The organism is Streptococcus hyointestinalis (assembly GCF_041225505.1).
Classification (GTDB): Bacteria; Bacillota; Bacilli; order Lactobacillales; family Streptococcaceae; genus Streptococcus; species Streptococcus hyointestinalis_B.
Genome location: NZ_JBCLSK010000002.1, coordinates 86,239 through 111,731, shown reverse-complemented (window position 1 = coordinate 111,731; position 25,493 = coordinate 86,239). Strand labels below are relative to the sequence as shown.

The window sequence follows — 25,493 nt, the reverse complement described above, 5'->3', positions numbered from 1 at the left end:
TTGTGGTGATTACAATTATATCTCTCTGAGGTGTTTTTTCATACTTTTAAGTGGCTAACTTCATTTTAGAACTTTTAGCAGGTGTTCTTTTTTTGACTATCTTACAAAATTTTCAGATAATTATTGACAATTGTCGTAAAAATGTTACTATTTAAAGTATGTTGACTCATTAAGCCGATAGAAATCCTATTTTTAAGGGATGTCTTAGGGAAGTTGACAAAAGTTTTATAAGAAATCATTTAAAATGACTTATGGGGCTTGAATTTTTTAAATAAAGTGTTATCATAATATATAAGACTTTGAATTTTTAGAAAATTCGGATAAGAAAAATGTTAAAGGAGGAACTTGTGAAAAAAATCAAACTAGAAAAGCGTAAAAAAGGTTCAGAGCTTGTTCTTGAAACCTTAGTAAACCTAGGTGTTGAGACCATTTTTGGTTATCCTGGTGGGGCTGTTTTGCCTTTGTATGATGCTATTTATAATTTTGATGGTATTCGTCATATTCTAGCGAGACATGAGCAAGGTGCCCTCCATGCAGCAGAAGGTTTTGCAAAATCAACGGGTCAATTAGGTGTGGCAGTTGTTACCAGTGGACCTGGAGCGACTAATGCCATCACAGGTATTGCTGATGGGATGAGTGATAGTGTTCCGATGTTGGTCTTTACTGGTCAGGTTGGAATAGGAGGTATTGGTAAGGATGCCTTTCAGGAGGCTGATATTATCGGTATTACCATGCCTATTACCAAGTATAACTACCAAGTGCGTGATGTGGCGGATATTCCAAGGATTGTGACAGAAGCGGTTCACATCGCAACGACTGGTCGACCTGGTCCGGTTGTCATTGATTTTCCAAAGAATATCTCAGAAGATGAGACGGATTTTTACTACGATCCGACGGTTAATCTCCCTAGTTATCAACCGACTGTTGAGCCAAATGGTTTGCAGGTCAAGAAAATCTTGGAGCAACTTAAAAAAGCTAAAAAGCCGTTGATTATCGCTGGTGGTGGTGTCAATTACGCAAAAGGGGCTAATGAGTTAGTCGCATTTGCTGAGCGTTACCAGATTCCTGTAGTGTCAACTTTATTAAGCTTAGGGGTTATGCCAATTGAGCATCCGCTATCGCTTGGTATGGGAGGCATGCATGGTTCCTATGCTTCTAACATGGCACTGTCCCAATGTGATTTTATGATTAACTTTGGTTCTCGCTTTGCAGACCGTCTGACCGGAAATCCTGCAACTTTTGCTAAAAAGGCGGTTGTTGCTCACATTGATATCGACCCAGCAGAGATTGGTAAAGTTGTCACGACACAGATTCCAATTGTTGGTGATGCTAAGAGAGCCTTAGAGATTTTGCTTGAGTCTGAGAATGTTGAGACAGATTTTAGTGCTTGGACAGAAAAAGTGCTAGGAAATAAAGCGAGAGCACCTTTTAGCTATAAATTTGATGAAGCTATCATCAAGCCTCAACATGCGATTGAAACTATCGGAAAATTGACACATGGCGACGCCATTGTGGTGACGGATGTTGGACAACATCAGATGTGGACGGCTCAATTTTATCCTTTCAAGAATGAACGTCAGATTATCACGTCTGGTGGTCTTGGGACGATGGGATTTGGTATTCCTGCAGCTATCGGTGCTAAACTAGCTAATCCAGACAAAGAAGTTATTTTATTTGTCGGTGATGGTGGTTTTCAGATGACCAATCAAGAATTGGCTATTTTAAATGGATATGGTGTTCCAATCAAGGTTGTGCTCATCAATAACCACTCTCTTGGGATGGTTCGTCAGTGGCAAGAGTCCTTCTACAATGAACATCGTAGTGAGTCTACCTTTGATGACGAGCCAAATTTCCAGCTGTTAGCAGAAGCTTATGGCATTGCGCATTATAAGTTTTCAGACCCAAATACCCTAGAAAAAGATTTGGAAGTGATTACTGAAAATCGACCAATGCTTATTGAGATAAATATTTCTAATAGAGAACACGTTTATCCAATGGTGCCGACAGGCAAGAGTAATAGTGAGATGTTGGGGGTGGTCTTTAATGCGTAGAATGTTAACCGCAAAGCTCAAAAATTCAACAGGTGTCCTCAATCGTTTCACTGGTGTTTTATCCCGTCGTCAGGTCAATATTGAGTCGATTTCTGTCGGACACACAGATGAGCCTGAAATCTCTCGTATCACGATTATCATTGATGTGGAGACTTTGGAAGAGTCTGAGCTTATCATCAAGCAGCTTAATCGCTTGATAGATGTGGTGCGTGTTCGTGATATTACGGATATTCCCCATCTAGAGCGTGAGGTCATCCTCGTCAAGCTCTCTGCTCCTCCAGCTAAGCGAGCAGAGATATTAGCGATTATTCAGCCTTTTAGAGCGAGTGTCGTTGATGTCGCACCAAAATCCATCACCATTCAAATGTCAGGTGATAGCGAGAAGATTGAAGCGCTCTTACGTGTCATTCGACCGTACGGCATTCAAAACGTTGCACGAACGGGTGCGACAGGTTTTTCAAGAGATTTTTCCTAAAAATCACTTACCTTTTTAAGTAAAAAAGAATAAAAATTAGAAAAGAGAAAATAACATGACAGTAAAAATGGAATACGAAAACGATGTAAAAGTAGCAGCACTTGACGGTAAAAAAATTGCCGTTATCGGTTATGGTTCACAAGGACACGCACATGCGCAAAACTTGCGTGACTCTGGACAAGATGTCATCATTGGTGTGCGTCCAGGGAAATCATTTGACAAGGCTAAAGAAGACGGCTTTGACACTTACCAAGTAGCTGAAGCGACAAAATTGGCTGACGTTATCATGATTTTGGCACCAGACGAAATCCAAGCTGACCTTTACGCTAATGAAATCGCACCAAACTTAGAAGCTGGTAACGCTCTCGGTTTTGCACATGGTTTCAACATTCGTTTTGAATACATCAAAGCGCCTAGCGATGTTGATGTATTTATGTGTGCGCCTAAAGGACCAGGACATTTGGTAAGACGTACTTATACAGAAGGTTTTGGTGTTCCTGCACTTTACGCTGTTTACCAAAATCCAACTGGTAATGCGAAAGACATTGCAATGGCATGGGCAAAAGGTGTCGGTGCAGCACGTGTTGGTCTTCTTGAAACAACATTCAAAGAAGAAACGGAAGAAGATTTGTTTGGTGAACAAGCTGTCCTTTGTGGTGGTTTGACTGCCCTTATCGAAGCTGGTTTTGAAGTATTGACAGAAGCTGGATATGCTCCAGAGTTGGCTTACTTTGAAGTGCTTCACGAAATGAAATTGATTGTTGACCTTATCTACGAAGGTGGCTTCAAGAAAATGCGTCAATCTATTTCAAACACTGCCGAGTTTGGTGATTATGTGTCAGGACCACGTGTCATCACTGACCAAGTAAAAGAAAACATGAAAGCTGTTCTTGCTGATATCCAATCTGGTAAATTTGCAGATGAGTTTGTAACAGACTACAAGAACGGTCGTCCACGTTTGGAAGCTTATCGTAAAGAAGCAGCTGACCTTGAAATTGAAAAAGTCGGTGCTGAGCTTCGTAAAGCAATGCCATTTGTTGGTCAAAACGATGACGATGCTTTCAAGATTTACAACTAATTCAAGGATTAGTGGAGAAATAGAGCCTATCGGCTCTTTTCTTTTAGAGGTTTGAAACATTGCGATAAGACTAGAAAAGGTGAAAAATGATAACAGCTAAAAATATTGTCGATGCTCACAAGGTCTTGAAATCAGTTGTTGAGAAAACACCACTTGATTTTGACCGCTATTTGTCAGAAAAATACGGAGCGACTATTTATTTAAAACGTGAAAATATGCAAAAAGTGCGCTCTTTTAAAATTCGTGGGGCTTACTATGCCATTTCACAGTTGTCAGACGAGGAGAAAAAACGTGGTGTCGTCTGTGCCAGTGCGGGAAATCATGCCCAAGGTGTGGCTTATACCTGCAATGAGATGAAAATCCCTGCAACTATTTTCATGCCAGTGACCACTCCGCAGCAAAAAATCGGTCAGGTTCAGTTTTTTGGTGGCTCTTTTGTCAATATCCAATTGGTGGGAGACACCTTTGATGCGTCCGCGCAAGCAGCGCAGGATTTTACAAAGGCAGAAGGCATGACCTTTATCGATCCCTTTGATGACGACAATGTCCAAGCGGGGCAAGGAACGGTCGCCTACGAAATTTACGAGCAAGCACAAGAAGAAGGGGTATCTTTTGACCAAATCTTTGTCCCTGTTGGTGGTGGCGGTTTGATTTCTGGGGTTTCGGCTTACATCAAGGACGTATCGCCAGAAATCGAGGTCATTGGTGTCGAAGCTAGCGGTGCTCGTAGTATGCGTGCTGCTTTTGACAAGGGATACCCAGTCAAACTGGAGAATATCGATAAGTTTGCTGATGGTATCGCTGTGCAGAAAGTCGGTCAACGCACCTATGAAGTCGCTAGAAAGTATGTGGATAAGCTTGTTGGCGTTGATGAAGGTTTGATTTCTGAAACCTTGATTGATATGTACTCTAAGCAGGGGATTATCGCTGAGCCAGCTGGTGCAGCTTCGATTGCAGCACTTGAGGTGATGAAGGACGATATCAAAGGAAAAACAGTTGTCTGCATCATCTCAGGTGGAAATAACGACATCAACCGTATGCAGGAAATGGAAGAGCGAGCGCTCATATACGACGGTGTCAAACATTACTTTGTGGTCAACTTCCCACAGCGTCCAGGTGCACTTAGAGAATTTGTTAATGACATTTTAGGACCAAAGGATGACATCACACGTTTTGAGTACATCAAACGTGCCAACAAAGGAAAAGGACCTGTTTTGATAGGGATTACCTTGGATGATAAAAATGATTACGCTGCCTTGCTGGAACGTCTAGCTCAGTTTGACCCCAATTATATCAACTTGCACGGAAACGAAAGTCTTTACAATATGCTTGTCTGAGGGCTGATTTTTACTTGACAGCGATTTCAAAAAGCGCTATAGTGTCAGTAATAGAGTAAAAAGGAATTTTTGAGAGGAGTATGCTATGGTTATTGCAGCGCTGATTATCTTATGTCTTTTACTTTTCATAGTTATCGGTGTGGTGGCTAGCAGTTTGTATGTCGTCAGGCAGCAGTCGGTTGCTATTATTGAGCGCTTTGGGAAATACCAGAAAACAGCGACAAGCGGTATTCATCTACGCTTGCCTTTAGGCATTGATAAGATTGCAGCCCGTGTGCAGCTAAGACTCTTACAAAGTGAGATTGTCGTTGAGACAAAGACTAAGGACAATGTCTTTGTAACGCTAAATGTTGCGACTCAGTATCGTGTTAGCGAGCAAAATGTCACAGATGCCTACTACAAACTGATGAAGCCTGAAGCACAAATCAAGTCATATATCGAGGATGCGCTGCGCTCTTCTGTACCCAAATTGACGCTTGATGAGCTTTTTGAGAAAAAAGACGAGATAGCACTTGAGGTACAACATCAAGTGGCAGAGGAAATGTCTACGTATGGTTACATTATTGTCAAGACCTTGATTACAAAAGTGGAGCCAGACGCTGAGGTCAAGCAATCCATGAATGAAATCAATGCTGCTCAACGCAAGCGTGTAGCCGCTCAAGAGCTTGCAGAAGCAGACAAAATTAAGATTGTCACTGCAGCAGAAGCCGAAGCTGAAAAAGACCGCCTGCACGGTGTGGGGATTGCCCAGCAGCGTAAGGCTATCGTCGATGGTTTGGCGCAGTCTATCCAAGAGCTCAAAGAGGCGAATGTCGGCTTAACCGAAGAGCAGATTATGGCAATTTTGCTGACCAATCAATACCTGGATACCCTCAATAACTTTGCTGATAACGGCAATCAGACCCTATTTTTACCTAACAGCCCAGAGGGTGTGGAAGATATTCGTACACAAGTGCTGTCCGCTTTGAAAGTTAAATCCTAGCATAACAAATAACCTCCGTATGAAAGATTCATACGGAGGTTTTGGTTTTATTCATAAACTTTTTGTGGTAAAAGCTTATAGAGAATAAAACTAATGATAAATCCTAACAGGGCAAAGCTGATATAGCCCATATTGTAGCTACCCAGTGGCACGACGTTAGTAAAGAAGTGCGAGATAGACTGAGGAATGGTAAAGAGCTGTGTTTGACCAGCTAGGGTACTCATCGCATCATAAAGTGCTGGAATAGCTGTAAAGGCAATTGTCGTCTTATAAACCAGTGGACTCTCTGCAATAAAAGGTTTTAGGAAAACAAGGACAATAATCACCATTGTCAATGGGTAAAGTAGATAAAGTACAGGTATTGACCACTTGATAATCTCTGACAAACCGCCAAAGTAAAAAACAGTAGCGATAAGGGTAAAGAGTGTCGCCCATGTGACGTGAGACAGTTTTGGAAAAATTTTGTGGAAATACTCGGCGCAGGCAGTGATAAGCCCAGTTGATGTGGTCAAGCAGGCAAGGAAAATTGCCATGGCTAAAATCGCTTGTCCGATGGTCCCCATGTAGTAGGCAGCAGACTGACTCAGGACATTTCCTCCATCAATCGGTTTACCATTGAGCTGGAAGGCACCATTTGCGAAGGTGAAAAGGGATTGAGAAGTCGCACCGATACGTGCGATAAAGATATAGATAGCAGCAAGGAGAACAGCTGCGATAATGCCAGATTTTAAGGTTAATTGTGCGATAGCTTTGGGCGTCTTAGCTCCGTAGCCCTTAGCAGACTCGATGACTAAGATGGCAAAGGCAAGCGCTGCCAGAGCGTCCATTGTCCCATAACCTTGGATGAGTCCAGCCACAAAAGGTAAATCATGAAAACTATCACTGACGCTGGCACTCGCATTAACAGCTTGCCCCAGATGTCCTGCTGGAGAGACAAAGGAAGCAACAATCAAAATAGCAAGGATGATGAGTAGCGTTGGTGTCAGATACTTACCGATGCGGTCAGCGATTTTGCTAGGGCGAATGGCTAGAATGTATGATAAGCCAAAGAAAAAGAGCCCGTAGATGATTTTGATAGCCAAACCATTTCCAAAAATAGGGGCAATACCGACAGAGTAAGAGGTGGCTCCTGTTCTTGGAATGGCAAAGAAAGGACCAATAGAGAGGTAGAGAGCAATCGCAAAAAAGCGAGCGTAAGCCTTTGACGCAGGCTGAGTAATGCTCTCAATGTCGTTTTTACCAGAATAAGCGACAGCCACCACACCAAGAAGTGGCAAGGTAACGCCTGTAATGATAAAGCCTAGGATGGATTGCCAGAGGTTTTTACCTGAGTAAATCCCAAGCAGCGCTGGGTAAATGAGATTGGCAGCTCCAAAAAAGAGCGCAAAAAGCATGAGACCAACAATCCAGTAAGTTGATTTGTGACGCATAGGACCTCCTAATTGTATATAATTGGATGTAATTGTGTGACAATTATTATAACAAGTTTTATGACAGCTTGTCAATAGTCTTAAAGAAAACTAAAAAAAGGAAATGGCAGATTGTTTTGCCATTTCCTTTTGGGTTAACCTAAGAAGCGTTGTAAGAACTCTTTGGTACGTTCTTCTTGTGGATTTTCAAAGATTTGCTGAGGTGTGCCTTGCTCGGCGATAACCCCTTTATCCATGAAAATGACACGGTCAGAAACGTCACGTGCAAATTCCATCTCATGGGTTACAATAATCATTGTAAGACCAGATTTGGCGAGTTCTTGCATGGTTTTGAGTACCTCGCCGACCATCTCAGGGTCAAGAGCAGAGGTAGGCTCGTCAAAGAGCATAGCTTCTGGATTGACAGACAGAGCACGTGCGATAGCGACACGTTGCTTTTGTCCACCAGATAGTTGTTTAGGTTTGGCTTTCCAATATTGCTCTGTCATACCGACAGCGTTTAGATTATTTTGGGCAATAGCTTTTGCCTCTTCGTAACTGCGTTTGAGGACAGTTGTTTGTGCGACAATAGCATTGTCAAGGACGTTGAGGTTTTCAAAAAGATTAAAAGATTGGAAAACCATGCCGAGCTTTTCACGATAAGCGGTTAAGTCATACCCTTTTTCAAGGACATTTTGTCCGTGAAAGAGAATCTCACCACCAGTTGGATCTTCTAGTAAGTTGATAGAGCGTAAAAAGGTTGACTTCCCAGAACCAGATGAGCCAATAATAGAGATGACCTCACCTTTATTGACAGACAGAGAAATGTCTTTTAAAACTTCATTTGCTCCAAAGGATTTTTTTAGATGTTTAATCTCAAGAATTGTTTGTGTCATTAGTTTACCACCTTTGTTTGCATTTGGTTTGCGCCAGTCGTGTAGTCGTCTGAGTCAAAACGCTTTTCAATGTAGCGAAGGATACGTGTTACCGTAAAGGTCAAGACGAAGTAGATGACAGCGATGATAAAGAAAGTTTGGAAATATTGGTAGGTCTGTGTAGCCACGGTATTTCCTGAGAAGTAAAGCTCAACAACGGAGATAACGTTCAAGACAGACGTATCCTTGATGTTGATGACAAATTCATTACCAGTTGCTGGAAGGATGTTGCGGATAACCTGCGGTAGGACGATTTTACGCATGGTTTGGTTATGCGTAAAGCCAAGAGCAGTAGCAGCTTCAAACTGTCCTTTGTCAACAGCGAAGATACCACCACGCACAATCTCACTCATGTAAGCACCAGTGTTGATAGAGACGATGAAAATCGCAGCTAGTGTACGATCAAGCGAGATACCAAAGGCTTGCGCCGTTCCGTAGTAAATGACCATAGCTTGTACAATCATCGGTGTTCCACGGAAAATCTCGATATAGACATTGAGCAACCAGCCAAAGGCTTTTTGCAAAATAGCAAGCACTCGGTTGGCTGCAAGAGGAGCTGTACGATAGACTCCGATTAAAAGACCGATAAAGAGCCCAACGATTGTCCCAACGATAGAGATAAGTAAAGTGATTCCTGTCCCACGTAGGAATTGTTGCCAATTTTCTTTAAAAATAGTCACCACTTGTTTAAAGAAAGATGATTTTTCATCGGTAGCAACCGTTGCAGGCTGACGTGAAATCATATCGTCCATCAAGTTGATTTGCTCGGTTTTTGAAATGCCATCAAGAACCTTGTTGACCTTTGTGATGATAGGGTCGTTCTTACGAAGACCAACAGCGATATTGGTATCAGACTCAGATGTGTTAAAGCCATCTTTTAGCGTAATCATCTTGAGATTAGGATTAGCATTTTGCGCTGATAGGGCGTCAGGACGCTCAGAGACGTAAGCGTCGATGATACCAGACTCAACGGCTTGGCGTAGTTGTGTGAAGTCCCCCATAGCAACTTCTTTTTGCACGCCGTTGATTTGAGAGATGAGGTCATAGAGGTAAACCCCTTGTTGAGCAGTGACCTTTGCTCCCTTAAAGTCACTTAGTTTTGTAGCGTTAGCGTATTTTCCTTTGCTATTGACCACTAGAGTAGGCTCTGAGATATAGTAAGCATCTGAGAAGGCGATTTCTTTTTTACGTTCTTCAGTAGGGCTCATCCCAGCGATAATCATGTCAATCTTACCAGAAGTAAGGGCAGGTACGAGTCCTTCCCATTTGGTTTTGACAACTAGGACTTTTTTATTAAGAGCGCTAGCGATTTTTTTGGCGATTTGCACGTCATAACCGTTAGCGTATTGGTTAGTCCCTTCAATCTTGACAGCGCCATTACTATTATCATTTTGCGTCCAGTTAAAAGGGGCATAAGCTGCTTCCATCCCTACACGGAGGTAATCATCAGCCTGAGCTGTAGACACCCCTCCAAAAAGAATAAAAAGAGCTGCTGTGATACTTAGAAAAAGTTTCTTCATGACATAACTCCTGTAAAATAAAATACCAACTCTATTTTATAAGAAAATACCACAAAAGGCAATAGAGCATTAAAAGACACGGTGTCAAAATCAAGGGTGATAAGTATTTGTTATCGCCATGATAGTAATTTTATATTAGTGTTATAAAGGTAAACGTGCTATCATATAAGCATATTGATTTCAGAAAAAAGGAGATAATATCATGAAAGTGAAGAAATTATTGGGTATTGCAGGTTTGACGTTAGCTGCTGGAGCGCTTTTAGCGGCTTGCAGCTCAAAGTCAGATAGTAACTCATCTAGCAGCAAAAGTGGTAAAACAGAAATTACCTTTGCGACTGTTGGGACAACAAAGCCCTTCTCATACGAAAAAGATGGCAAATTGACCGGTTATGATGTCGAAGTGGCAAAAGCTGTCTTTAAAGGTTCTGATAAATATTCTGTTACCTTCAAGAAAACAGAGTGGTCTTCTATCTTTACCGGTATCGACGCCGGTAAATACCAAATGGGCGGCAACAACATCAGCTTTTCAACAGAGCGTGCAAGCAAGTACCTCTTCTCAACACCTATCGGCTCAACTCCGGCAGTTCTAGTTGTTCCAAAAAACAGCAATATCAAGTCCTATGATGACATCGCAGGACACTCAACACAAGTGGTGCAAGGGACATCAACAGCGACTCAGCTAGAGAACTTTAACAAAGATCACAGCAGCGACCCTGTCAAAATCAACTACACAGAAGAAACCATCAGCCAAATTCTTGGAAACCTAAACAGTGGTAAATACGACTTCAAGATTTTTGATGCGCCATCTGTAAACTCTATCATCAAAGAGCAAGGCTTGACTAATCTCAAAACCATTGAATTGCCATCAGATGAAAAACCATATATCTACTTCATCTTTGGTCAAGACCAAAAAGACCTTCAAACCTTTGTCAATAAACGCTTGAAAGAACTTCAAAAAGACGGCACACTAGCTAAACTTTCTAAAGAGTACCTTGGTGGCGATTATGCTCCAAGTGCGGACGAATTGACTGTGCCTTCAGCAAGCTAATCTACAAAACATCTCAAAAGTAATTTTGAGGTGTTTTTTATAAGGTTTAGCGGGTTAGTTATAGTTTTTAGCTATAACTAACCCATCAAAATAACAATTTGAAAGATGAAATAATCTATGCGATAATAAATGCATATCAAAAAGAGAGAAAGAGGAGTCTCCATGAAGTTTAAGAAAGTCATTACAGGAATTGCATTAGCAACAGCAGCTGCATTGTCATTAGCTACTTACACAACACAAAATGCAGAAGCAGCAAGCAAATCAAGCAGCAAAACAGTTAAAGTAGGGGTTATGACCTTCTCTGACACTGAAAAAGCACGCTGGGACAAAATCAAAGAACTTGTCGGCGATAAAGCCAATATTGAATTTACAGAGTTTACAGACTATACACAACCCAATGAAGCAGTAGTAAACAAAGAGATTGACATCAATGCCTTCCAGCACTACAACTTCCTTGAAAACTGGAACAAAGAAAACAAACAAAATCTTGTAGCTATTGCAGATACTTATCTTGCTCCTATTCGTTTGTACTCTGATAAAGTGAAAAAAGTGAAAAGCATTCCTAAAAACGGAACAATCGCCATTCCAAACGATGCGACCAACGAAAGTCGTGCGCTTTATCTCTTGCAATCAGCAGGCTTGATTAAGCTAAATGTCTCAGGAACTGAGATTGCTACAGTGGCTAATATCACTAAAAATCCTAAGAACCTAAACATCCAAGAACTGGATGCCAGCCAAACAGCTCGTTCGCTAAAAGACGTTGATGCTGCTGTTATCAACAACACTTACATCGAACAAGCAAACTTGACAACAGATGATGCCATCTATGTTGAAAAATCAGACAAAAACTCTAAACAATGGGTCAACGTTATTGCAGCACGTAAAAACTGGAAGAAACAAAAGAATGCTGCTGCTATCCAAGCCATCATCGACGCTTACCATACGGACGAAGTGAAGAAAGTTATCAAAGATACCTCATCAGATATTCCACAATGGTAATGGTAAGTATCTATAGTGTATAAACTAGAAGAAGTTGGGACTTTGGTTTCAACTTCTTTAAACGATTGAGGAGAAAAGCATGTCATTTTCCACTGAAAAAGAACAACTTGCTAAATTTCAACAGGATGAGATTAGTCAGCACTATTTTGAAGTGCTGAGGACACTCATTTCCAAAAAATCTATCTTTGCGCAAAATGTAGGTCTGAAAGAAGTAGCGACTTATCTCGGTGAAGTTTTTACAGCTGCGGGCGCTCATGTTATCGTAGATGATAGCTATACAGCGCCATTTGTCATCGCTGAGTTCAAATCGTCAAAAAAAGACGCTAAGACCATCATTTTTTACAATCACTATGACACTGTGCCAGCTGACAATGACCAGCCTTGGACGGATGATCCATTTACCTTGTCTGTACATTATGGTATGATGTATGGACGTGGTGTTAATGACGACAAGGGAAATATCACAGCTCGTTTGACTGCAGTGAGAAAGTACATGCGTGCACATGACGATGATTTGCCTGTGAATATCACCTTTATCATGGAGGGGGCTGAAGAGTCCGCTTCGATGAATCTTGAGGACTATCTCGCCAAGTACAAAAAACGCCTGCAAGGAGCTGACTTGCTGGTCTGGGAGGACGGCTCGAAAAATAAAGAAGATCAGCTTGAGATTTTAGGAGGAAACAAAGGGATTGTCACCTTTAACCTCCATGTAGACTCGGCTGATGTGGATATTCACTCTTCTTTTGGCGGTGTCATTGACTCGGCGGCATGGTATTTGGTGAGAGCCTTAGCTAGTTTACGAGATGATAAGGGCAAGATCTTAGTGGATGGTATTTATGATCAGGTCATTCCGCCAAATGAGCGTGAGTTGGATCTGGTCAAGCGCTACGCCAATCGCTCTGCTTCTTCATTGACAGAAATATATGGCTTGCAATTGCCCATGCTAAAAACGGATACAGAAGAGTTGCTACGCTATTTCTTCTTTGAACCGTCTCTGACGATTGAGGGTATCACCACTGGCTACCAAGGAGATGGTGTTAAGACCATTCTGCCTGCGCATGCTTCTTGTAAAGCAGAGGTTCGTCTAGTTCCTGGCTTAACACCAGAAGGAGTATTAGAAGCCATTCGAGCGCATTTAGACAAAGAAGGCTTTTCTGCTGTTCAGTTGGAGTTCACGCTTGGTGAGATGAGCTATCGCAGTGACATGTCAGCGCCGTCAGTGCTAAAGGTCATCCAACTGGCAGAGCAGTTTTACGAAAAAGGTGTTTCCGTACTTCCGACATCGGCTGGAACGGGTCCTATGCACACGGTTTATGAGGCGCTGGGCGCTCCGATGGTAGCCTTTGGCATTGGTAATGTCAATAGTCGTGATCACGGTGGAGATGAAAATGTCAGCATCGCAGATTATTATACACATATTGAATTAGTGGAGGCTTTGATAAAATCTTATGAGTAATGAAGTAATGATTGATTTGAGTCATATTGATGTGACTTTTCATCAGAAAAAACGCACGATTGAAGCGGTTAAGGATGTGAGTTTGCAGATCAATAAAGGCGATATTTACGGGATTGTTGGCTATTCTGGAGCAGGGAAGTCAACGCTTGTGCGTGTGGTCAATTTATTGCAAGAACCAAGCCGTGGGACTATTACCATTGACAAGCAAGTCATCTATGACAATAAAGTCAAGCTGAGCGGAAGTCAGTTGCGTCAGCAACGCCGTGATATCGGGATGATTTTCCAGCACTTTAATTTGATGAGTCAGATGACTGCAGAGCAAAATGTTGCCTTTGCGCTCAAGCACTCAGGCTTGTCAAAAGCTGAAAAGAAAGAAAAAGTCGCTCGTCTTTTGGACTTGGTTGGTTTATCTGACCGTGCGCAGAACTACCCATCACAGCTCTCTGGTGGGCAAAAGCAGCGTGTCGCTATTGCACGTGCGCTAGCCAATGACCCAAAAATCCTCATCTCTGATGAGTCTACCTCTGCGCTTGACCCTAAGACAACCAAGCAAATCCTAGCACTACTCAAAGAGCTTAATGAAAAGTTGGGCTTGACCATTGTTCTTATCACGCATGAAATGCAAATCGTCAAAGACATCGCAAATCGTGTAGCGGTCATGCAAAATGGTCATCTCATCGAAGAAGGCAGCGTCCTAGATATCTTTACAAATCCTAAAGAAGAGCTGACGCAAGACTTTATCAAAACAGCGACAGGTATCGATGAAGCGCTAGCTAAGATTAAACAACAATCGATCATCAAAGACCTATCAGCAAATAGCCGCTTAGTACTGCTCAAGTATGCTGGAAACAGCACAGATGAGCCACTGTTAAATGGTATCTACAAACGTTTCAACGTGGAGACAAATATCCTCTATGGAAACATCGAGATTTTAGATAATGTGCCTGTCGGTGAGATGATTGTAGTTTTATCTGGTGAAAAGGATAAGGTCGAAGCGGCTTGTGCTGCCATTGAAGAGATGGATGTACAGATTACAGTATTGAAAGAGGGGCAAAAGGCATGATGGAATGGATTCAAACACATTTACCTTATGTGTATCAGATGGGCTGGAGTGGCCCTTATGGCTGGCAGACAGCTATCACACAGACGCTTTACATGACTTTCTGGTCATTTATCATCGGTGGTTTTATGGGCTTAGTCGGTGGACTATTTCTTGTTTTGATGGGACCTCGTGGTGCCATTGAAAACCGCTTGGTGTTTAATATCTTAGACAAGGTTGTCTCTGTTTTTAGGGCATTTCCTTTCATTATCCTCTTAGCTTTTATCTCACCTGTGACACGAGCTATTGTGGGAACGACGCTAGGGTCTGATGCGGCTCTTGTGCCTTTGTCACTGGCGGTATTTCCGTTCTTTGCTCGTCAGGTTCAGGTGGTTCTCTCAGAGCTTGATAGTGGGGTCATCGAGGCGGCGCAGGCTTCTGGTGCGACCCTTTGGGATATTATCCTCGTCTATTTGAGAGAGGGACTTCCAGAGCTTATCCGTGTGTCAACAGTGACCTTGATTTCACTGGTAGGAGAAACAGCTATGGCTGGTGCTATCGGCGGTGGTGGTCTCGGTTCTGTAGCGATCGCAAAAGGTTACAACTATTCTCGTGAAGACATCACACTAGTAGCGACGCTCTTAATTATGATTTTGATTTTCCTTATCCAGTTTGTGGGAGATTTTCTCACCCGTAAATTGAGTCATAAATAAAGTAAAAGACAAGGTTAGCGCCTTGTCTTTTTAAAAAATACTAAGAGAAAGAATAATGAGAAAATTTTGATAAGATTGACGACTTTTCTTGGATGTGCTATCATAAAAACATTGAAATAGTAAGGAGACACTATGAAACGCATTATTCGAACATGGAACAAAACGAGCCTCATCAAGCGTATCACAATAGGCGTTATTGTGGGGCTTTTGTTGGGATTATTACTACCAAAGGTTAGCGCTATTGGTATCTTGGGGGATTTGTTTGTCGGTGGACTCAAGGCGGTTGCACCGCTTCTAGTCTTTACCTTGGTTGCCAGTGCTCTCTCGCAGCACCAGTCGGGTCAAAAGACCAATATGACCACTGTCGTTTTTCTCTACATCTTTGGGACATTTGCAGCGGCTTTAGTGGCTGTTTTGGTCAATTATATCTTCCCGTTAACGCTTGTTTTGACCAAGTCAACCAAGTCTAATCTATCCGCACCACAAGGAGTCGGTGAGGTTTTTCATGATTTGCTGCTCAAGGTGGTGGACAACCCCATCAACGCTTTAGCGACAGCTAACTATATTAGTGTCCTAGCATGGGCAGTTGTCTTTGGCTTAGCGATGCGAACTGCTAGTCAGCACACCAAGGACTTGATGCAGACCATGGCAGAAGTCACGTCAAAGGTTGTGCGCTGGATTATCAACCTTGCACCGTTTGGTATCATGGGGCTTGTCTTTACGACCATTTCTGATAATGGGATTGGCATTTTAGCCAAGTATGGTCTCCTTATCGTGACCTTGGTAGGCACTATGCTCTTTGTAGCGCTTGTGGTGAATCCGCTCATCGCCTTTATCATGACTAGGGAAAATCCTTATCCACTTGTCTTTCGTTGCTTGAAAGAATCGGGCGTGACTGCCTTTTTCACCAGAAGTTCAGCAGCCAATATCCCTGTCAATATGAAACTCTGCGAGGACTTGGGATTGGATAAGGACACTTACTCAGTATCCATTCCACTAGGTGCCACCATCAATATGGCGGGGGCTGCGGTGACCATTAACGTGTTAACACTTGCTGCGGTCAATACGTTAGGGATTTCAGTTGATTTTCCAACGGCGCTGTTATTGAGTATCGTTGCGGCTATCTCAGCTTGCGGGGCTTCAGGTGTTGCAGGTGGTTCCCTACTGTTGATTCCTGTGGCTTGTAGCTTGTTTGGCATTTCTAATGACATTGCCATGCAGGTCGTGGGTGTTGGCTTTATCGTAGGTGTAGTGCAGGATTCTTGCGAGACAGCCCTCAACTCATCAACAGACGTCCTCTTTACAGCCATTGCTGAGAAGTCAGTATGGGGCAAGAAAAAAAGACAAACACAAGCACAAGTTCAGACACAGGCCGACTAACTAGAGAGACAGACTGCTCTGAATTTAAGATATGAAAATAGACTAGCAATCCTGCTAGTCTATTTTAAGTGACTGAAGAAAAGTAGTTTATTATATGATTTATTACACGTGTTGGCGGTAGGTATTAGGAGAAGAGCTTGTTTACCAACTGCAATCAACTACTTTGTTTTATCATCTGCTTTTTTCTTTTTCTTCTTACCAAGGAGGAAGGCTCCAAAGAGGGCGCCACTTCCTAGAAGCGCTGCACTAGAAGTTTCGTCACCTGTGCTTGGTAATTTAGCATTTGCTGGTTTTTGACGTGGCGCTTCGCTTGTGCTGTGGTTGTTAGAAGATGACTCGGAGATGGACTCTGATACAGACTCGCTTACTGATTCAAAAATGGATTCAGAAACCGACTCGCTGACTGACTCAGAGATAGATTCAGAAACTGACTCGCTGACTGACTCAGAGATAGATTCCGACACTGATTCGCTTACGGATTCTGAGATAGACTCGAATACAGATTCGCTAACTGATTCTGAAATGGATTCGGACACCGACTCGCTTACTGACTCGGAGATAGACTCAGACACGGATTCACTGATTGACTCTGAGATAAATTCTGAAACAGATTCGCTCACAGAGTCTGAAATTGACTCTGACACAAACTCGCTCAAGGACTCGGAAATAGACCCAGACACGGATTCGCTTACTGATTCTGAGATAGACTCAGACACGGATTCGCTCATGGACTCTGAGATGGATTCTGAAACGGATTCACTTACTGACTCGGAGATAGATTCTGAAACAGATTCACTGATTGACTCTGAGATAGATTGACGAATCGATTCCGAAGCTGATTCCGATACAGAATTTCGAACCGATTCAGAAGTAGACTCCGACATAGAAGCGGATTGTGAATTAGACAAGGATGTTTTTTCATCGCCTGACGCACTAGATGAACCGTTTTCTTCGACATGGTAAGCACCTTGAGCTACCCCTTGAGTGTAGTATGGGTTCGTTAAGGAAGCTGTGATTGTTACGGAATCTAGAGTAGCTTCGGGTGTCGCAACAACAATAACATAAGTAGTGCTACTACTTATAAACGTGGTTCCCAGTTAATGAGATAACCATCCATTGCTACGTTGTAACGGTCGGTACCGTTGACACGAGTAATGCTAAATTCATCTGTGACATCTGTTAATTTTGAGGTGTCATTGTGAAGACTGTCGTAAACAGATGATGGTGATGTCTGATAGATTTTCAGTGTAGCATTATCCCAATCCACTGTTCCAGAGCTTGTAACCACACGAGAAACTAACCCTTGACTATTATAAATGCTTGAGCCATCTGTATTGATACCAGCAACAAACTTAAGACTATTGTCTTTATTGTTAGTTTCTACAATACGGCTACTAATATTGTAAGCATTTAGGGAGTGGTGAACAGCATCGTAATTCACACCTTCTGTCAATGATTGTGTGTTGCCATTTACCGTTACTGTAAATGTTGCACTTGAAGTTGTATTTGGAACAGTAATATCATCAACAAAAAGCGGCATTGAAACAGAAGCCTCTAAGTTTGACTTTGCTGCTGCCTCTGCTGTAAATGTATAGGTAATTGTCTTGGTAGCATCATCGTAGACACCAGTTGCATAAACGGTATCACCTGACTTGATGGTAACGACATCGGATAATACCGAAGTTCCAGTTGCATCAAGAGTATCAGACAATTGAATGGTGAAGTGGTCCCCTTCGTTGACGCTAGGGATGGTAAAGGTAAGATTGTAAACAAAGGATTCTCCGCTTCCCGTGTTGACAATTGTATCCCCTAGGGTACGGCTAGAACCATTAACCAAAGAAGCAGATGTGATATTCAACTGTACTGTTACATCTGTCCCTGTTGTTGCACGTCGTGTTCTAACAGTGACATTGCTTTCTTTGGCAGTAGTAGCTTGGAGGCTTTTAGCCAGCCTATTAGCTCTTTGCGTAAGAGCATCTATTTGAAGTTGCGTTGCAGAAGCAGAGGCTAACAGATTTTCTGTTTCTTCAAGCACAGCTTTTGCCTCAACAACTTTGTCGGTGTAAACTTGGCGTTCTGTTTCTGTTAATTGTGATGTATCAGCTGTATCACTTGCTGCGATAGCTTGTGTTAGGGCATCTTTGGCTACACGTAAGCTACCTGTAGCTACTTTTGAAGTTGTCTCACTACTTACGTTGTTCTCTGAAGAAGTGGTTTCAGATGTACTGAGTGATTGGTGTTCTGAGCTAGTTATAGACTCTGAGACAATTTCTGCCTGCCTCTGTGATTCAGATGAAGAGGCGCTGCTAGAGTCACTCATCGATTCAGAGACAGACTCAAATGCAGATTCGCTAAGAGATTCACTGAGTGACTGTGACTCCGATAAAGAAATAGAGCTACTTAGTGACTCTGATGTTGAAAGTGATAACGAAGACTCATCAACTGTTGTTGGGCTTTCCTTACCTCCTTGCTGCACTGTGTTATCTATAGCTGTGCTACTTGATGGCATAGTAACGACATCAGTCCCTACTAGTGTATCTGTAGAAACCTCAGTCTCTACTGCTGGTGACTCATCAGCCAAAACCGTCTGACTGGCAACGCTACCTGCTGCGATAATGCCGAGGGCTGCAGCACCTTTTAAAATGTGACGTGACAGAGAAACATCATCAAGTGTTTCTTCGACTTGACTAATAGTTAAGTCGTCTATTTTGGCACCTTTAAAGAGACGCATCAAACCAATCTGTGACATGATGACACGCACCCAGTGTTTACCGGACTTGTGCATTTTGACACGAGACTTGCGGGAGGTCTCTTCAAAGTTGTTGCCAACTTTTTTATCCTTCATATCTTCCTATTTTCCTCCAATTTATTGGGATAAGGTATATTAAATCTTTCTAAAAAAAGGTTTAATACCCCAAACTATATTATCTCACCCCCAAAAAAATGTCAATAAGTTGTATTAAAATAATAATTTAGTTTAGAAACAAGACAAAAAGCAATTAAAAGTACAATAAAGTTAAATCTATGACACAAAAAGACCTTAGTTGTTTATGAAACTAAGGTGTTATCTATTTTTAATCAAAATACCCCAGATAATCAAACTTTTCAAAAGTGTCGTTGTTAGCGATAGCGACGATGATTTCGCCTTCTCTGAGGGGTTCTTGAAGGGCGATGTTGGTCTCTAGTTTGTTGGTTTTAGAGCGTCTGATACCGATAAGGTTGAGGTTATACTGCTTGCGGACATCAAGCTCAACGACGGTTTTGCCTGCCCAAGTTTTAGGGACGGCAAACTCAATGACCTTGACATCGGACTCAATCTCAAACACATCAGTGATACGGTGGCGTAAAAGCTGAGAAGCGAGGTAGCTCCCCGACTCACGCTCAGGTGAGATGACCGTGTCTGCTCCAATCTCATAGAGAACCTCTTGAAAAAGGGTGTTGCGAGCTTTAGCGATAATCTTAGGCACGCCTAGCTTTTTACAGTGCATAATCGCTAAAACCGAGCTCTCTAAGCTATTTCCAGTAGCAATGACCACACAATCACAATCCGCAATACCGACCCGCTTGAGAAAATCAAGGTCAGTAATATCGCCAATCGCTCCCTTTGTCACATAGTCAGCGACTGCTTGGACTTTTTCAGAATGGGTGTCACAAGCAATAACGTCTTGGTCAAACTTGCTGAGGTCTTGGGCAACGGTTTGTCCGAAAATTCCCAAGCCTAAAACGCCAAAAATTTTTGGTTTCATAATTGCCTTTCTATATCTAGCCAAGGATAATATCCGTTTTTGCGTAGGTTACTTTTTTTCTTCGATTTTGGAGAAGCGCCATGATGACAGTGATTGGTCCGACCCGTCCGATAAACATCAAAACCATAATGATAATGCGTCCAATTGTGGATAACTTAGTCGTGATGTCCATAGATACCCCAACGGTCGCAAGAGCACTAGTGGCTTCAAAAAAGAGAGCAAACGGACTCAAATGTGGTTCAAACTCTAGTAGTAAGAGATAAGCTGTCAAAAGGACGCTAAAGAAGAAAATCAGAACAACCAAAGTTTGTCGGATAATCTTTCGAGATACTGTCCGAAAACGATAGGTCACCTGTGTTTGCCCTCTGACTTCAGATTTTAAGAGGAGAAACAGAACAGCGACAACGGTCACTTTCATTCCCCCAGCTGTCCCGCCTGGGCTTCCCCCAATCATCATCTGGATGATATAAACGAGATTGGTCGAGTTTTCCGCTTGAGCGTAGTTGATTGTGGAAAAACCAGCCGTTCTCATAGTGACCGTCTGGAAAAAGCTGACAAGCCCTTGCTTAGCAAAGGAAAGCTGTCCGATGGTTTTAGGATTGGAGGCTTCTAGGAGCCATGAGAGAACCGTTCCTAGGATGTGAAGCACAGCTGTTGTCTCTAGTACGAGCAGGGTGTGATTGTTGAGCTGCTTTGTAAAAGCTCGCAATCGTCTAGGTTTGCTTTTAAAAAAGTGCTTTGCTGCATGGTAGAGGTCCCGCCAAACCATAAAGCCAAGCCCACCAGAAATGATGAGAAAGGCAATAACCAGATTGACTAGAGTGTTGGTTTGAAAATGTTGGAGACTGCTTCCTCCGAGATTGTCAAAACCAGCATTACAAAAGGCGGAGATAGCGAGAAACAGGCTATTAAAGATACCGTGAGACAGCCCATAGCGTGGGATAAAGTCAATCATCAAAAGAAGAGCACAGATACTCTCGATAATCAAAGTGACTCTATAAATGGTAAAGAGATAGCTTTTTAAGTTATTGGCGCTGTCGTAGGTGATAGCACTCTGCAGTAGATTTTGGTCCCGCAAAGACATTTTGCGATTTAAGACAAAATACGAAATGGAAATCAAAGTCACAAGACCAAGACCGCCAATCTGCATCAAAAACATGGAGATTACTTGACCAAAGCCATTGTAGACCTCTGCAACAGGAAAAACAGAAAGCCCTGTCACACAGACCATAGAAACAGCGGTAAAGAGATGGTCGAGATAAGTTGTCGCAGGGGCGTTGTGGTAGTGCGCAATAGGCAGCGATAGCAAGAGACTACCGATAAAGATAACCACCAAAAAACTAAAGCTCAACTGCTTGGTGATAGACATGCGATGGATATTAAAAATCGAAAACATAAAAACCTCACTACAGTGGCTTCTTAGCAGGAAGCCCAGCTCGTCTAGGGTATTTATTTGGCGTTTCTTTTTTCTTTTCGACGATTGTCAGATTGCGCTTATCTCCGTTTGGTAGTTGGTAGTCACGACTGCTGATGACGCTAGAAAAAAGCAGGGTCAAAGCAGTTTTAGCCTCACTTAGTTCACTACCTGCTGCCGAAGCCTTGAGAGCGATGAGGCGTCCATTGAGTTTTAGAAAAGGAATCGTCAGTTCTGACAACACCTGCATTCTAGCGACAGCACGTGCGGTGACAATGTCAAATTGCCCACGAAAAGCCTTGTCATGTCCAAAATCCTCAGCCCGTCCGTGGTAAAAATGCACACCGTCAAGCTCTAACTCCTCTGCCAAATGCTTTAAAAAAGTGATACGCTTATTGAGCGAGTCGATGATGGTCACGTCAAGTTTAGGAAAGATGATTTTCATAGGTAGGCTAGGAAAGCCAGCACCCGCTCCAATATCAAGCAATCTGATGTTTTCATTCTTAATATCTCCAAATAAAATAGGGCTAATAGAGTCGTAGAAGTGCTTGAGATAAACGTCATTTTTCTCTGTGATGGCTGTGAGATTTATCTTTTGGTTCCACTCCACAAGCAGCTCAAAATAGCGCTCAAACTGCTCTTTTTGCTCTTGCGTCAGGTGGATATTTTGTTGCTCTAACTGTTGGTAAAATTCTTCAGGTGTCATGTGTCCTCCTTTAGGTCTATAGGCTTTTATTTTACCAAAATGCTGGTAAAAAATATATCAGAAACAATGTCTTTATCTTGAGTTTATCTAAAAAATTGTTATAATATAATAAAACAGATAAATGGAGGTTCTACAATGATCTGGATTATTTTGGCTATTATTGTGATTATTGTCCTTTGGCTGATCATCAGCTACAATGGTCTTGTTAGAAGTCGTATGCACACACAAGAAGCATGGAGTCAGATTGATGTGCAACTCAAACGTCGTAATGATCTTATTCCAAACTTGATTGAGACCGTTAAAGGTTACTCAGCTTACGAAGGAAAAACACTAGAGAAAATTTCAGAGTTGCGTGCACAAGTGGCTAAAGCGCAAAATCCTGTGGACGCTATGGCAGCAAGTAATGAGCTTAGCCGTCAGGTGACAGGTCTCTTTGCAGTCGCTGAAAACTACCCTGACTTAAAAGCTAACGCTAGCTTTGTTAAATTGCAAGAAGAGTTGACAAACACCGAAAATAAAATCTCTTACTCCCGTCAACTCTACAACACCACTACAGCGAACTACAATGTCAAACTGGAAACATTTCCATCTAACATCGTAGGTAGTCTCTTTGGCTTTAAAGCTAGTCAGTTCTTGGAAATTCCAGAAGAAGAAAAAGAAGTTCCTAAAGTATCGTTTGATTTTTAAGGACGCCATTTAAGGATTAGAAAGGACAATCATGCTTTACAACCAAATCGCTCAAAACAAAAGGCGAACTGTTGTCTTGCTCTTTTTCTTCTTTTTACTACTAGGCTTGATTGGGGCTGCAGTTGGCTATCTCTGGCTAGGCAATGTCACAGGTGGCGTGCTGATTGCTCTTGTTATTGGCTTTATCTATGCAGTTTCCATGATTTTTCAATCCACCAATATCGTCATGTCTATGAACAATGCACGTGAGGTGACCGAAGAGGAAGCACCAGACCTGTATCATATCGTTGAGGACATGGCGATGGTAGCACAGATTCCTATGCCACGTGTCTTTATCATTGATGACCCGTCTTTAAATGCCTTTGCGACAGGTTCAAGTCCACAAAACGCTGCGGTTGCTGCAACGAGTGGGCTTTTAGCGATTATGAATCGTGAAGAACTTGAAGGGGTTATCGGGCATGAGATTAGCCATATTCGCAACTATGACATTCGTATCTCAACCATTGCTGTGGCTCTAGCCAGTGCTATTACGCTGTTATCTAGTCTTGGTAGCCGTATGATGTGGTATGGTGGCGGTAGACGTCGTAATGACGACCGTGAAGAAGGCGGAGCAAATATTTTCATTCTTATCTTTTCAATTTTGGCTCTTATCTTAGCGCCACTGGCTGCAACGCTTGTTCAACTAGCGATTTCACGCCAAAGGGAGTACCTAGCAGATGCTAGCTCAGTAGAGCTCACTAGAAATCCTCAAGGGATGATTAGAGCGTTAGAAAAATTAGAACAGTCGCAGCCCATGCAACAACCTGTTGATTCTGCAAGCGCTGCCTTGTTCATCAATGATCCCAAGAAAAAAGAGGGAATGAAATCACTTTTTTACACGCACCCTCCGATTGCTGATCGGATCGAGCGTCTAAAGCACATGTAGTTTTCTAAGTTGCTATAGGCTTTTTGGGCACATATAACACTTAGTGGAGTTTGAGAAAAAGTATCTCAAACTCTTTTCGCTAAATGAATGATTTGACTTCAAAATAATTAGATTAATAAAACAAACAAATTATTATTCTTTTTTAATTTAATATGTTATAATTGTATGGGAGATTACAGACTTCTAAAACAAGATGAGGAGAAATGATGCTCACACTAGCAGAGATTCGTAAGCAAGCCGAAGGTTTAGCGTTTGATGTAACCTTAGATTTAAATGATGTATTAAAAAAACGCAATGCAGATATTATTTCAGTAGATGATATTCATGCGGTAGGTCTTGCTTCTTATGATGACGGACTTTACTTATTACATTATCAGTTGACTTATCGTATTACCCTACCTTCAAGTCGCTCGATGCAGCCCGTTACTCTTGCAGAAAAAGAGGTGGTTGATGAGGTGTTTGTTGAGACGAGTCATCTTGTCTCTAAAAAAGACCTTATCGAGCAAAATTTAGCTTTAGTCCTTGATGGCGATAGTATTGATTTGAAAGAGAGTGTTGCTGATAATATTTTACTTTCGATTCCATTAAGTGTATTGACTGAGGAGGAGATAGCTGGAGAAGGCTTGCCGTCTGGCAAGGATTGGACAGTTATGACTGAGGAGCAATACGCTTCACTACAAGCTGAAAAACAAAAAGAAGCTAATCCGTTTTCAGCTTTAGATGGTCTTTTTGAGGATTAGTTCAGTAACTGTTTGGGAGCAGTTTTAATGTTAAAGGGTTAGTGAGAAAATAATTTAGTGGGTTGGGGGTGTTTTACCACATGAAAAAAAAGGTACTTATTATTGAGCCAGAAAAAAGTTTGGCACGCCTTTTATCTTTGGAGTTGATGAATGAAGGTCATATCGCTGAGACAGCGCACAGTGCGCAGTCTGGCTTGAAGCGTGCATTAGAAAAAGACTATGACCTGATTTTGCTGGATGCTGGATTGTCAACGGACGGTGAGGAGACGCTAGTACATCGTCTGCAAGAAAAGCAATCTGGCTATATCATCATGCTCATGTCACGTGACTCGGCGATGGATGTTATCTCTGTGCTTGAGGATGGTGCAGATGCTTACATCACAAAGCCGTTTGCCATTGAGGAGTTGATGGCACATATTCACGCTATTTTCCGCCGTCAAAGCAAGACTGGTCATGATAGTCCTGTTGAGCCTAAAGTGGCAGCGCACGATTTGGCATTAAACAAACAAAACCGCTCTGTCAAGCGTGGCGATAAGGAAATCGCTCTGACCAAGCGTGAGTTTGACTTGCTGAGTATCTTGATGCAAAATATGGGACAAGCCATGAGTCGTGAGAGTCTGCTTGAAAATGTTTGGCAGTATGACTTAGAAGCCAAAACCAACGTCGTTGATGTTTACGTGCGTTATCTGCGTGGAAAAATCGATATTCCAGGTAAAGATTCCTTTATCCAAACGGTTCGTGGGGTTGGCTACATCATTCGTGATAATTAGTGATAAAAGCAGGTTGGCAAGCAGTCAGCCTGCTTTGTTTTCTGGTATTTTAGACGAAAACATGGTATAATACACTACTATGG

At 42.2% G+C, this 25,493-nt stretch carries 23 protein-coding genes; 15 read left to right on the top strand and 8 right to left on the bottom strand.

The annotated features are described in order from the left end of the window. The first annotated feature begins 347 nt into the window (after positions 1 to 347). The 5 genes from AALA56_RS01270 (at position 348) to AALA56_RS01250 (ending at position 5,923) form a co-directional block, all read left to right on the top strand. Positions 348 to 2,051 carry an acetolactate synthase large subunit gene (locus AALA56_RS01270; protein WP_369908396.1) on the top strand — a complete coding sequence of 568 codons (1,704 nt, stop codon included), beginning with the start codon at positions 348 to 350 and terminating at the stop codon, positions 2,049 to 2,051. Then, on the top strand, positions 2,044 to 2,526 hold the full coding sequence (ilvN, locus tag AALA56_RS01265) for an acetolactate synthase small subunit (protein WP_115270830.1): 483 nt from the start codon (positions 2,044 to 2,046) through the stop codon (positions 2,524 to 2,526). Before AALA56_RS01270 ends, ilvN begins: the two co-directional genes overlap by 8 nt. 55 nt (positions 2,527 to 2,581) lie before the next feature. Then, positions 2,582 to 3,604, top strand: coding sequence for a ketol-acid reductoisomerase (gene ilvC, locus AALA56_RS01260; RefSeq protein ID WP_369908395.1), 1,023 nt, complete (start codon positions 2,582 to 2,584; stop codon positions 3,602 to 3,604). 86 nt (positions 3,605 to 3,690) lie between these two features. Beyond that, a complete protein-coding gene (gene ilvA / locus AALA56_RS01255) occupies positions 3,691 to 4,941 on the top strand; it encodes a threonine ammonia-lyase IlvA (RefSeq protein ID WP_369908394.1) in 1,251 nt (416 codons plus the stop codon). Positions 4,942 to 5,026: 85 nt separating this feature from the next. Then, the gene (locus AALA56_RS01250; protein WP_369908393.1) at positions 5,027 to 5,923 is read left to right on the top strand and encodes an SPFH domain-containing protein; all 897 of its coding nucleotides are present in this window, start codon (positions 5,027 to 5,029) and stop codon (positions 5,921 to 5,923) included. 47 nt (positions 5,924 to 5,970) lie between these two features. On the opposite strand, the gene brnQ is transcribed toward AALA56_RS01250, so the two are convergent. The 3 genes from brnQ to AALA56_RS01235 all read right to left on the bottom strand — a co-directional run bounded on the left by brnQ (position 5,971) and on the right by AALA56_RS01235 (position 9,787). Continuing rightward, on the bottom strand, positions 5,971 to 7,353 hold the full coding sequence (gene brnQ / locus AALA56_RS01245) for a branched-chain amino acid transport system II carrier protein (RefSeq protein ID WP_369908392.1): 1,383 nt from the start codon (positions 7,351 to 7,353) through the stop codon (positions 5,971 to 5,973). A 134-nt stretch (positions 7,354 to 7,487) separates the two neighbouring features. Continuing rightward, positions 7,488 to 8,228 (bottom strand): amino acid ABC transporter ATP-binding protein, encoded by a 741-nt coding sequence (locus AALA56_RS01240; RefSeq protein ID WP_369908391.1) that lies wholly within the window; start codon positions 8,226 to 8,228, stop codon positions 7,488 to 7,490. Continuing rightward, positions 8,228 to 9,787 carry an ABC transporter substrate-binding protein/permease gene (locus tag AALA56_RS01235; protein ID WP_369908390.1) on the bottom strand — a complete coding sequence of 520 codons (1,560 nt, stop codon included), beginning with the start codon at positions 9,785 to 9,787 and terminating at the stop codon, positions 8,228 to 8,230. The genes AALA56_RS01240 and AALA56_RS01235 overlap by 1 nt, the downstream gene beginning before the upstream one ends. A 202-nt stretch (positions 9,788 to 9,989) precedes the next feature. Here AALA56_RS01235 and AALA56_RS01230 point away from each other — a divergent pair, with 202 nt between their 5' ends. The 6 genes from AALA56_RS01230 (at position 9,990) to sstT (ending at position 16,422) form a co-directional block, all read left to right on the top strand. Then, complete coding sequence (locus AALA56_RS01230) at positions 9,990 to 10,835, top strand: amino acid ABC transporter substrate-binding protein (protein ID WP_369908389.1); 846 nt, start codon at positions 9,990 to 9,992, stop codon at positions 10,833 to 10,835. Between the two features lie 162 nt (positions 10,836 to 10,997). After that, positions 10,998 to 11,834 (top strand): MetQ/NlpA family ABC transporter substrate-binding protein, encoded by an 837-nt coding sequence (locus AALA56_RS01225; RefSeq protein WP_369908388.1) that lies wholly within the window; start codon positions 10,998 to 11,000, stop codon positions 11,832 to 11,834. A gap of 79 nt (positions 11,835 to 11,913) precedes the next feature. Next, positions 11,914 to 13,290: a M20/M25/M40 family metallo-hydrolase gene (locus AALA56_RS01220; protein WP_369908387.1), complete on the top strand. Its 1,377-nt coding sequence runs from the start codon at positions 11,914 to 11,916 to the stop codon at positions 13,288 to 13,290. Next, a complete protein-coding gene (locus tag AALA56_RS01215) occupies positions 13,283 to 14,353 on the top strand; it encodes a methionine ABC transporter ATP-binding protein (protein ID WP_115270810.1) in 1,071 nt (356 codons plus the stop codon). The genes AALA56_RS01220 and AALA56_RS01215 overlap by 8 nt, the downstream gene beginning before the upstream one ends. Then, entirely contained in the window at positions 14,350 to 15,042 is a 693-nt protein-coding gene (locus tag AALA56_RS01210; protein WP_369908386.1) for a methionine ABC transporter permease, read from the top strand. The genes AALA56_RS01215 and AALA56_RS01210 overlap by 4 nt, the downstream gene beginning before the upstream one ends. Before the next feature lie 132 nt (positions 15,043 to 15,174). Beyond that, positions 15,175 to 16,422: a serine/threonine transporter SstT gene (gene sstT, locus AALA56_RS01205; RefSeq protein WP_369908385.1), complete on the top strand. Its 1,248-nt coding sequence runs from the start codon at positions 15,175 to 15,177 to the stop codon at positions 16,420 to 16,422. 158 nt (positions 16,423 to 16,580) lie between these two features. On the opposite strand, the gene AALA56_RS01200 is transcribed toward sstT, so the two are convergent. The 5 genes from AALA56_RS01200 to rsmG form a co-directional block, all read right to left on the bottom strand. Then, on the bottom strand, positions 16,581 to 17,306 hold the full coding sequence (locus AALA56_RS01200; protein ID WP_369908384.1) for an LPXTG cell wall anchor domain-containing protein: 726 nt from the start codon (positions 17,304 to 17,306) through the stop codon (positions 16,581 to 16,583). A 194-nt stretch (positions 17,307 to 17,500) separates the two neighbouring features. Then, positions 17,501 to 19,267: an accessory Sec-dependent serine-rich glycoprotein adhesin gene (locus AALA56_RS01195; protein WP_369908383.1), complete on the bottom strand. Its 1,767-nt coding sequence runs from the start codon at positions 19,265 to 19,267 to the stop codon at positions 17,501 to 17,503. 229 nt (positions 19,268 to 19,496) lie between these two features. Beyond that, positions 19,497 to 20,168: an NAD-binding protein gene (locus AALA56_RS01190; protein WP_369908382.1), complete on the bottom strand. Its 672-nt coding sequence runs from the start codon at positions 20,166 to 20,168 to the stop codon at positions 19,497 to 19,499. A gap of 16 nt (positions 20,169 to 20,184) precedes the next feature. Beyond that, positions 20,185 to 21,564, bottom strand: coding sequence for a TrkH family potassium uptake protein (locus tag AALA56_RS01185; RefSeq protein ID WP_369908381.1), 1,380 nt, complete (start codon positions 21,562 to 21,564; stop codon positions 20,185 to 20,187). 10 nt (positions 21,565 to 21,574) lie between these two features. Continuing rightward, positions 21,575 to 22,288 (bottom strand): 16S rRNA (guanine(527)-N(7))-methyltransferase RsmG, encoded by a 714-nt coding sequence (rsmG, locus tag AALA56_RS01180; protein WP_369908380.1) that lies wholly within the window; start codon positions 22,286 to 22,288, stop codon positions 21,575 to 21,577. 135 nt (positions 22,289 to 22,423) lie between these two features. Between rsmG and AALA56_RS01175 the strand changes: the two genes are divergently transcribed. From AALA56_RS01175 to AALA56_RS01160, 4 genes are all read left to right on the top strand, one after another. Further along, positions 22,424 to 22,975 (top strand): LemA family protein, encoded by a 552-nt coding sequence (locus tag AALA56_RS01175; protein WP_115270780.1) that lies wholly within the window; start codon positions 22,424 to 22,426, stop codon positions 22,973 to 22,975. 31 nt (positions 22,976 to 23,006) lie between these two features. Further along, positions 23,007 to 23,900, top strand: a complete 894-nt coding sequence (gene htpX / locus AALA56_RS01170) for a zinc metalloprotease HtpX (RefSeq protein ID WP_369908379.1) — start codon at positions 23,007 to 23,009, stop codon at positions 23,898 to 23,900. 206 nt (positions 23,901 to 24,106) lie between these two features. Next, a complete protein-coding gene (locus AALA56_RS01165) occupies positions 24,107 to 24,640 on the top strand; it encodes a YceD family protein (protein WP_369908378.1) in 534 nt (177 codons plus the stop codon). 80 nt (positions 24,641 to 24,720) lie between these two features. After that, a complete protein-coding gene (locus tag AALA56_RS01160) occupies positions 24,721 to 25,410 on the top strand; it encodes a response regulator transcription factor (RefSeq protein WP_369908377.1) in 690 nt (229 codons plus the stop codon). Positions 25,411 to 25,493: the final 83 nt, after the last annotated feature.

What these genes read in the sequence shown, in the direction of transcription:
- ilvN (WP_115270830.1), top strand. Translation starts at nt 2,044, where the DNA reads ATGCGTAGAATGTTAACCGCAAAGCTCAAAAATTCAACAGGTGTCCTC.
- ilvC (WP_369908395.1), top strand. Translation starts at nt 2,582, where the DNA reads ATGACAGTAAAAATGGAATACGAAAACGATGTAAAAGTAGCAGCACTT.
- ilvA (WP_369908394.1), top strand. Translation starts at nt 3,691, where the DNA reads ATGATAACAGCTAAAAATATTGTCGATGCTCACAAGGTCTTGAAATCA.
- AALA56_RS01250 (WP_369908393.1), top strand. Translation starts at nt 5,027, where the DNA reads ATGGTTATTGCAGCGCTGATTATCTTATGTCTTTTACTTTTCATAGTT.
- brnQ (WP_369908392.1), bottom strand. Translation starts at nt 7,353, where the DNA reads ATGCGTCACAAATCAACTTACTGGATTGTTGGTCTCATGCTTTTTGCG.
- AALA56_RS01240 (WP_369908391.1), bottom strand. Translation starts at nt 8,228, where the DNA reads ATGACACAAACAATTCTTGAGATTAAACATCTAAAAAAATCCTTTGGA.
- AALA56_RS01235 (WP_369908390.1), bottom strand. Translation starts at nt 9,787, where the DNA reads ATGAAGAAACTTTTTCTAAGTATCACAGCAGCTCTTTTTATTCTTTTT.
- AALA56_RS01230 (WP_369908389.1), top strand. Translation starts at nt 9,990, where the DNA reads ATGAAAGTGAAGAAATTATTGGGTATTGCAGGTTTGACGTTAGCTGCT.
- AALA56_RS01225 (WP_369908388.1), top strand. Translation starts at nt 10,998, where the DNA reads ATGAAGTTTAAGAAAGTCATTACAGGAATTGCATTAGCAACAGCAGCT.
- AALA56_RS01220 (WP_369908387.1), top strand. Translation starts at nt 11,914, where the DNA reads ATGTCATTTTCCACTGAAAAAGAACAACTTGCTAAATTTCAACAGGAT.
- AALA56_RS01215 (WP_115270810.1), top strand. Translation starts at nt 13,283, where the DNA reads ATGAGTAATGAAGTAATGATTGATTTGAGTCATATTGATGTGACTTTT.
- AALA56_RS01210 (WP_369908386.1), top strand. Translation starts at nt 14,350, where the DNA reads ATGATGGAATGGATTCAAACACATTTACCTTATGTGTATCAGATGGGC.
- sstT (WP_369908385.1), top strand. Translation starts at nt 15,175, where the DNA reads ATGAAACGCATTATTCGAACATGGAACAAAACGAGCCTCATCAAGCGT.
- AALA56_RS01200 (WP_369908384.1), bottom strand. Translation starts at nt 17,306, where the DNA reads ATGTCGGAGTCTACTTCTGAATCGGTTCGAAATTCTGTATCGGAATCA.
- AALA56_RS01195 (WP_369908383.1), bottom strand. Translation starts at nt 19,267, where the DNA reads ATGAAGGATAAAAAAGTTGGCAACAACTTTGAAGAGACCTCCCGCAAG.
- AALA56_RS01190 (WP_369908382.1), bottom strand. Translation starts at nt 20,168, where the DNA reads ATGAAACCAAAAATTTTTGGCGTTTTAGGCTTGGGAATTTTCGGACAA.
- AALA56_RS01185 (WP_369908381.1), bottom strand. Translation starts at nt 21,564, where the DNA reads ATGTTTTCGATTTTTAATATCCATCGCATGTCTATCACCAAGCAGTTG.
- rsmG (WP_369908380.1), bottom strand. Translation starts at nt 22,288, where the DNA reads ATGACACCTGAAGAATTTTACCAACAGTTAGAGCAACAAAATATCCAC.
- AALA56_RS01175 (WP_115270780.1), top strand. Translation starts at nt 22,424, where the DNA reads ATGATCTGGATTATTTTGGCTATTATTGTGATTATTGTCCTTTGGCTG.
- htpX (WP_369908379.1), top strand. Translation starts at nt 23,007, where the DNA reads ATGCTTTACAACCAAATCGCTCAAAACAAAAGGCGAACTGTTGTCTTG.
- AALA56_RS01165 (WP_369908378.1), top strand. Translation starts at nt 24,107, where the DNA reads ATGCTCACACTAGCAGAGATTCGTAAGCAAGCCGAAGGTTTAGCGTTT.
- AALA56_RS01160 (WP_369908377.1), top strand. Translation starts at nt 24,721, where the DNA reads ATGAAAAAAAAGGTACTTATTATTGAGCCAGAAAAAAGTTTGGCACGC.